This window comes from Agromyces sp. NPDC055520, from assembly GCF_053619715.1.
On the sequence record NZ_JBSHJY010000073.1, the window covers coordinates 1 to 7,700 of the forward strand.

Below are 7,700 nucleotides of genomic sequence, written 5' to 3' on the forward strand. Positions count from 1 at the left end.
TAGCGCGACAGTGCAGCGTCGGGCGACGGCGCGTCGAGTGGATGCCTCAGCTCGCGCGCTCGAGCACCGCCCGGGTCGAGGCCTCGGGCCGAAGGTCGAGGCGGCGCAGCAGCTGCGCGTTCGCCGCGACGATGATCGTCGAGAGGCTCATCAGGATCGCGCCGACCGACATCGGCAGCACGAACCCGATCGGGGCGAGCACGCCGGCCGCGAGCGGTACCGACACGAGGTTGTACCCGGCCGCCCACCACAGGTTCTGCGACATCTTGCGGTAGCTCGCCCGCGACAGCTCGATGACCGAGATCACCGAACGCGGGTCGCTCGACGCGAGGATCACGCCGGCCGAGGCGATCGCGACATCCGTGCCGGCGCCGATCGCGATGCCGACGTCGGCCTGCGCGAGCGCGGGGGCGTCGTTGACGCCGTCGCCGACCATCGCGACGCTCAGCCCCTCCGACTGGAGCTCTTGCACCTTCGCGGCCTTGTCTTCGGGGCGCACACCGGCGTAGACCCGGTCGATGCCGAGCTGCGCGGCGACCGTGCGGGCCACCGGTTCGGCGTCGCCCGTGATCATCACGACCTGCACGCCGAGGGCGTGCAGCGCTTCGACGGCCTCCTTCGACTCGGGCCGCACCTCGTCGGCGAGTGCGATGGCACCGGCGATGTCGTGCCCGACCATGACGTGCAGCACGGTGGCCCCGCCCTCCGACCAGGCGACCGTCTGCGGCATCGGGTCGACGCCGCGGCCCGCCAGCAGCGACGGTCCGCCGACGTGCACCGGCACCCCCGCGACGATCGCGGTGACGCCGAGGCCCGCCGCGGCCGCGAAGTTCGTGACCGCCGGGATGTCGAGCGACTTCGCCTCGGCGTGCGCGACGATGGCGCGGGCGAGCGGGTGCTCCGAGTCGCGTTCGACCGCTGCGGCGATCGCGATCACACCGTCGAGGTCGTAGCCGGGCGCTGAGACCGCGTCGGTCACGACGGGCTCGCCCTTCGTGAGGGTGCCCGTCTTGTCGAAGAGCACCGCGCCGACCGTGCGCATGGTCTCGAGTGCGAGGCGGTCGGTGACGAGCACGCCGCCCTTCGCCGCACGTTCGGTCGCGATCGAGACGACGAGCGGAATCGCGAGGCCGAGCGCGTGGGGGCAGGCGATCACGAGCACCGTGATCGTGCGGACGACGGCGTCGTCGGGGTCGCCGAGCAGGGTCCAGGTGATCGCGGTGACGACCGCGGCGCCGAGCGCGAACCAGAACAGCCATCCGGCGGCGCGGTCGGCGAGGCGCTGGGCACGCGAGCTCGAGGCCTGCGCCTGCGCGACGAGGCGCTGGATGCCCGCGAGGGCGGTGTCGTCGCCCACCGCGCCGACGCGCACGCGGATCGCGGTGTCGGTCGCGACCGTGCCGGCCACGACGCGGTCGCCCGGGCCTCGGGCGACCGTGACGGACTCGCCCGTGATCATCGACTCGTCCATCGAGGCGGTGCCGTCGATCACGTCGCCGTCGGCGGGCACGCGGCCGCCCGGGCGCACGATCACGACGTCGCCGACGTCGAGTTGCGAGGGCGAGACGGTCTCGGTGACGGATGCCGCGGCGGCTCCGGCCCCCGACGGCACGAGCCGCTCGGCCTCGTCGGGCAGCAGGGCGGCCAGTGCGTCGAGCGCGCTCGACGCCTGCATGATCGAGCGCATCTCGATCCAGTGGCCGAGCAGCATGATCACGATGAGGAGTGCGAGCTCCCACCAGAAGTCGAGGTGGTGGTCGAGAATGCCGAGGCTCGCGCCGAGCGATGCGAAGTACGCGACCGTGATCGCGAGGCCGATCAGCAGCATCATGCCGGGCTTGCGGGCCTTCAGCTCCGACCAGGCGCCGGTGAGGAACGGCTTGCCGCCCCAGAAGTACATGACGGTGCCGAGAATCGGCGAGATCCAGAGGACGACGGGGCTGTCGGGCAGCGAGTAGCCGAGGATCGACGCGAACATCGGGCTGAACGCGATGGTCGGCACGGCGATGACGAGCATGATCCAGAACAGGCGGCGGAACTGGCCGACGTGGTCGCCGTGACCCCCGTGCCCGTTCATGTCGTGCCCGGCGTGCGGGTCGTGCCCGCTCATGTCGTGCCCGGCGTGCGGGTCGACCGCCGCGGCCGCCGTCGCCCGGTGCCCTGCGTGAGCATCGTGCCCTGCGTGAGGATCGTGCCCCGCGTGCGCATCGTGTTCGTGTCCGTCGTGAGTCGTGCTCATCGATCTTCCTCCGTCGTCAGCTCGGTTCGAGCTTATACCCCTAGGGGGTATCTGTCATGAGGTGGAACGCCTGCCCGCCGGGACTATTCCCGAGTCACGGCGAACACTCTCGACGGTAGCAGCGGGGCCGGAGGGCGCGTGTACGATCGCAAGTGAGGAGATGGTCATGTCCAGGATCGTCTGGGTCGTCGTCGCGGTGGTCAGCCTTGCAGCTCTCGCCGTGGCCTACGTGGTGCTGCCCGACACGGGTGTGTGGGTATTCGCGGTGCTCTGGGGAGCGATCGCGATCGGTTCCGTCGTCAGAGTGTTGCGGAAGCGCACCGGTCCGCCGGTACAGGAGCCCGGCCGAGACGCGCTCGCCGCCTACGAGGAGAACTACCTGAACCGCCCTCCCCAACGCATCCAGTGGCCGCTCGACACCGAACCGACGACCTCGGTCGTCGAGAACCATGGCGACGGTGACATCGAGGGCAACCGAATCATCGTCGACCCTCGCTGACGCGTCTGCACTGATGCGCCTGCACTGAAGCGTCTGGCATCGCAGACATCGGCATGAGCGGATGCCTCGGCGCGCGGCATCCGATTGCTAACGTCTGAGCCATGGGCACTGCCGCGCTTTCGAACGATCCCCTCTGGCCGCGGGCCGGTGACTGGCCGGCGCTCGACGCGCTCGGTGTCGGCGGCCGCGCCGACCTCGCCATCATCGGGGTGCCGGCGTTCGCCACCTCGCTCTCGCCGACCGGGGCGCATGCGACGCCCGCGGCGATCCGCGCGGCACTGCGCCGCTACAGCCCGACGCTCATGGCCGACCGCGGAGCCGACCGCGGCTTCGACCGCGGCTTCGACCGCGGCGCCGCAGGCAGCGCCGACCGCAGCGCCGCACGCTCGCTCGACGATCTCGTGTTCGCCGACGCGGGCGACGTCGCCGAACCAGACGGACCCGAGGGCGAGGCGCGGGTGCAGGCAGCGGTCGCTGCGGCAGCTGCCCGAGCAGGCACCGTGGTCGCGCTCGGCGGCGACAACTCGCTGACCTCGCCCGTCGCACTCGGCGTCTGGGGCGATCGGCACGCGACCGCCGGCCTCATCACGCTCGACGCCCACTACGACCTGCGCGACGGCGTGAGCAACGGCTCGCCCGTGCGGCGACTGCTCGAAGCGGGGCTCGACGGCCGGCGCATCGTGCAGATCGGCATCGCCGACTTCGTGAACTCGCGCGAGTACGCCGACCGGGCCCGCGACGCCGGCATCACCGTCGTGCACCGCGACGAATTGCACCGGCGCCCCATGACCGACGTGTTCGCCGAGGCGCTCGAGATCGCGGGAGCGGGGGGCGGGCCGATCCACGTCGATCTCGACGTCGACGTGTGCGACCGCGCGGTGGCGCCCGGATGCCCCGCATCGGTGCCCGGCGGCATCTCGGCGTGGGAGTTGCGGCAGGCCGCGCGGGCGGCAGGCGTCGACGCCCGGGTCGAGTCGGTCGACCTCGCAGAGGTCGACGCCACGGCCGACGCCCCCGACGGCCGCACGGTGCGACTCGCCGCGCTCTGCGTGTTGGAGGTCGCTGCGGGAATCGCCCTACGCTGACAGCGTGCCTCGATCGAGAGGTGCACGATGAACACGGGAACGGAATCATGAAGACTCTCCTGCTGGTGCGTCACGCCAAGTCGAGCTGGGGCGACCAGACGCTTCCCGACCACGAGCGTCCCCTGAACCACCGGGGCCGGCGCGATGCGCCGAGGGCGGGTGAGCGCCTGCGGGAGCGGGGCGTCGCTCCCGACGTGATCGTGACGAGCACGGCCGTGCGCGCCCGCTCGACGGCGGAGATCCTCGCGAAGGCGCTCGATCGCGAATCCGGCCGAATCGTGGAGGACGACCGTCTCTACGGCGCGACTCCGGACGGCCTGCTCGACATCATCCGGGCACTCGACGATGAGCTGGCCGGCGTCATGCTGGTCGGCCACAACCCCGAGATCGGCGAGCTCGCCTCCCGGCTCTCGGGCGAGGTCGTCGACATGCCGACCTGCGCCGTCGCCGAGTTCCGATTCGACGTCGCGGACTGGGCAGAGGTCGGCGCTGTCGCGCCGGCCGAGGTGCTGTTCGAGGCTCCTGCTCACGACCGGTGACGAACACGCCGCCGATGACGAAACGGGAGGCGTTGCTCGGCGGATGCCCCAGACGGGCGTACCGTACGACTGGCGGCACTCCGCGTGCTGGACGTCGCCGCGGGCATCACTGCACCGGCAGGCATGCGCGCGACCGGCCCGACGGAAGGACGCACCGTGAAGACCCTCGTGCTCATGCGCCACGCGAAGTCGAGCTGGGAATCGCCGGGCCTCGCCGACCACGATCGCCCGCTGAACGATCGGGGCCGCGAGGATGCGCCGCGCATGGGCCGGAGGCTCGTCGAGCGCGGCATCGAGCCCGACGTGATCATCACGAGCACCGCGGAACGGGCGCGGTCGACGGCAGCGCTGGTCGCCGCTGAGCTCGGCACCCCGGCTCGGCGGGTCATCGCCGATGAGCGGCTCTACGCGGCATCCGTCGACACGCTGCTGCGCGTCATCCGCTCGCTCGACCGGCGGGTCGCGACCGCGATGCTCGTCGGCCACAACCCCGAGATGACCGAGCTCGCCACCCGCTTCTCGAAGTCGGCCGAGGCGATGCCGACGGCCGCCATCGCCGTGTTCACCTTCGGCACGGACTCGTGGGCCGAGGTGCGTACCGCGACGAGCACCGGCAACGCCGCCGCAGCACCGGTCGAGGTGACCTTCGACGCCCCCGACCGTTCGCACGACCGGTACCGATGACAGGACGGCGGGGCAGCGCTAGTCTCGATGCCGACGGGAGGGAGCGACATGTCGTTCATCACCAGGGGGTTCAGCGGTCGCGGTCGTGAGCGCGATGAGCGACTGCCACCCGGCCAGACCCTCGTTCACGACTTCCCGGTGCTCTCGGCGGGGCCGACGCCCGAGATCGACACGGCCGACTGGGAGTTCACGATCCGCACCGAGTCGGGCGTGCACCGCTGGAACTGGGACGAGTTCACCGCGCTCGCGATCGACGACGTCGACACCGACATCCACTGCGTGACCCACTGGTCGAAACTCGGCACGCGCTGGCGCGGCGTCTCGCTCGACACGCTCTTCGAACAGGTCGAGACCGAGCACGAGTTCGTCATGGCGCACAGCTATGGCGGCTACACGACGAACGTGCCGCTCGACGAGTTGCTCGACGGTCAGTCGTGGGTCGCCATCGAGTTCGACGGCGAGCCGCTCGAACCCGAGCACGGCGGGCCGGCGCGACTGCTCGTGCCGCATCTCTACTTCTGGAAGAGCGCGAAGTGGGTGCGCGGCCTCGTGATGATGGACGAGGACGAGCCAGGCTTCTGGGAGCAGAACGGTTACCACCTGCACGGGGATCCGTGGAAGGAAGAGCGCTACTGGTGAGCGAGGTGCCCCGCTCGGGCTGGCACGTCGCGACCGTCGCGTCGACGCGACGCGAGACGCCGAACGCCTCGCGCCTCGAGCTCGAGGTCGACGGATGGCCCGGCAACGCCGCAGGCCAGCACCTCGACGTGCGGCTCACGGCGCCCGACGGGTACACCGCCACCCGCTCGTACTCCATCGCCTCCTCGGGAACGGGCTCGCGTGTGACGCTCGCCGTCGACAAGCTGCCCGACGGCGAGGTCTCGCCGTACCTCGTCGACGACGTTCGGCCCGGCGACATGCTCGAGGTGCACGGGCCGCTCGGCGCATTCTTCGTGTGGGCGCCGGATGCCGCGGCCGCACGCGACCCGAGGGGCGACGCGTCCGGCAGCGGCACGACGGGCGGTATCCGGCCGGTGCAGCTCATCGCCGGCGGCTCGGGCGTCGTGCCGCTCTACGCGATGGCCGAGGCGCACGGGGCCGCCGACGACCCGACGCCGTTCCGGCTGCTCTACTCGGTGCGGAGCCCCGACGACGTCTACTTCGCCGACGAGTTGCAGTCGCTCGTCGCGGCATCCGCTCCGCTGCAGCTCGACCTCGTCTACACGCGACGCGCGCCCGAGGGGTGGTCGACGCCGCCCGCGCGCATCACGCTCGAGGCGCTCGAGGCGGCCGTGATCCCGGCGGCCGAACGGCCGCGCGTCTTCGTCTGCGGCTCGACTGGCTTCGTCGAGCGCACCGCCGACTGGCTCGTCGAGCTCGGCCACGACGCGCGTTCGATCCGCACCGAGCGATACGGAGGCACCTGATGCAGCACGTCGACGGCAACGCCCTGGCGGGCCCGCTCGCCGAGTTCTTCAGCTTCGACGCCACCACCGCGACGGCGCGGTGCAACGGCTGCGGCGAGATCGGCGAGCTCGCCCGCGCGATGGTCTACCGCAGCGGCGCCGGCACCGTCGTGCGCTGCAGCAACTGCGACCACGTGCTCGCCACCCTCGTCGAGACGGCCGACCGTGCGTGGATCGGGCTCAGCGGCATCAGTGCGATCGAGGTGCGGCGCGGGTGAACCGCCCGCCTGCACCTCGTCAGGCGATGACGGCGCCGTCCTTCCAGACGCGCCCGACGAGCGGCACGCCCGGCCGGTAGGCGAGATGCACGTGGCTCGGCGCCGTGAGCTCCACGAGATCCGCGCGCATGCCCGGGCGGATCGCACCGACATCCGTTCGCCGCAGCGCTGCCGCGCCGCCCGCGGTCGACGCCCAGAGGGCCTCGGCGGGCGTCATGCCCATGTCGCGCACGGCGACGGCGATGCAGAACGGCAGCGAACTCGTGAAGCTCGATCCCGGGTTGCAGTCGCTCGCCAGGGCGACCGTCACGCCCGCCTCGATGAGACGGCGCGCATCGGGGTAGGGCTGCCGGGTCGAGAACTCGACGCCCGGCAAGAGGGTCGCGACGGTTTCGGATGACGCGAGCGCCGCGACATCCGCATCGCTCAAGTAGGTGCAGTGGTCGACCGAGGCGGCGCCGAGTTCGACCGCGAGCTGCACGCCGGGGCCTTCGCCGAGCTGATTGCCGTGCACCCGCACGCCGAGGCCGGCTGCAGCGCCGGCCTCGAGCACGCGCCGCGACTGTTCGGCGGTGAAGGCGCCGCGCTCGCAGAAGGCGTCGACCCAGCGCGAGTGCGGGGCGCACGCGGCGAGCATGTCGCCGACGACGAGGTCGACATAGGCGTCGGCGGCGCGGGCGGATGCCTCGGGGCTGCCGGGCTCGCCGAACGCCGGGTCTTCGCGGAACTCGAACGGCACGACGTGCGCACCGAGGAACGTCACCTCGGAGGTGACCTCGCGGGCGAGCCGCACGAGCCGCTCTTCGTCGACGACCGACAATCCGTAGCCGCTCTTGATCTCGAACGTCGTGGTGCCCTGGGCGTGCAGCTCGGCCACGAAGCCCGCGAGCCGGGCGCGCAGCTCGTCGTCGGTCGCGGCCCCCCGGGCCGCCACCCACGAGCGGGATCCGCCCGCCCCGGAACCCGGGCC

General features: G+C 71.8%; 9 protein-coding genes. 7 read left to right on the top strand and 2 right to left on the bottom strand.

All coding sequences use genetic code 11. The features are described from left to right. Positions 1-46: 46 nt before the first annotated feature. Positions 47-2,239 (bottom strand): heavy metal translocating P-type ATPase, encoded by a 2,193-nt coding sequence (locus ACWGST_RS16595; RefSeq protein ID WP_452047772.1) that lies wholly within the window; start codon positions 2,237-2,239, stop codon positions 47-49. 166 nt (positions 2,240-2,405) lie between these two features. Between ACWGST_RS16595 and ACWGST_RS16600 the strand changes: the two genes are divergently transcribed. The 7 genes from ACWGST_RS16600 to ACWGST_RS16630 all read left to right on the top strand — a co-directional run bounded on the left by ACWGST_RS16600 (position 2,406) and on the right by ACWGST_RS16630 (position 6,730). Beyond that, positions 2,406-2,738 (top strand): hypothetical protein, encoded by a 333-nt coding sequence (locus ACWGST_RS16600; protein ID WP_452047773.1) that lies wholly within the window; start codon positions 2,406-2,408, stop codon positions 2,736-2,738. Between the two features lie 101 nt (positions 2,739-2,839). Beyond that, positions 2,840-3,823: an arginase family protein gene (locus ACWGST_RS16605; protein ID WP_452047774.1), complete on the top strand. Its 984-nt coding sequence runs from the start codon at positions 2,840-2,842 to the stop codon at positions 3,821-3,823. Positions 3,824-3,870: 47 nt separating this feature from the next. After that, positions 3,871-4,362, top strand: a complete 492-nt coding sequence (locus ACWGST_RS16610; protein ID WP_452047775.1) for a SixA phosphatase family protein — start codon at positions 3,871-3,873, stop codon at positions 4,360-4,362. Between the two features lie 84 nt (positions 4,363-4,446). Further along, positions 4,447-5,046 (top strand): SixA phosphatase family protein, encoded by a 600-nt coding sequence (locus ACWGST_RS16615; RefSeq protein ID WP_452047776.1) that lies wholly within the window; start codon positions 4,447-4,449, stop codon positions 5,044-5,046. 48 nt (positions 5,047-5,094) lie between these two features. Then, complete coding sequence (locus ACWGST_RS16620; protein WP_452047777.1) at positions 5,095-5,685, top strand: sulfite oxidase-like oxidoreductase; 591 nt, start codon at positions 5,095-5,097, stop codon at positions 5,683-5,685. Next, the gene (locus ACWGST_RS16625) at positions 5,682-6,473 is read left to right on the top strand and encodes a ferredoxin reductase (protein ID WP_452047778.1); all 792 of its coding nucleotides are present in this window, start codon (positions 5,682-5,684) and stop codon (positions 6,471-6,473) included. The genes ACWGST_RS16620 and ACWGST_RS16625 overlap by 4 nt, the downstream gene beginning before the upstream one ends. Beyond that, entirely contained in the window at positions 6,473-6,730 is a 258-nt protein-coding gene (locus tag ACWGST_RS16630) for a DUF6510 family protein (RefSeq protein WP_452047779.1), read from the top strand. The genes ACWGST_RS16625 and ACWGST_RS16630 overlap by 1 nt, the downstream gene beginning before the upstream one ends. A 19-nt stretch (positions 6,731-6,749) precedes the next feature. Here the strand turns inward: ACWGST_RS16630 and ACWGST_RS16635 are convergent. Next, a partial coding sequence (locus ACWGST_RS16635; protein WP_452047780.1) for an amidohydrolase family protein occupies positions 6,750-7,700 on the bottom strand: 951 nt, incomplete at its 5' end.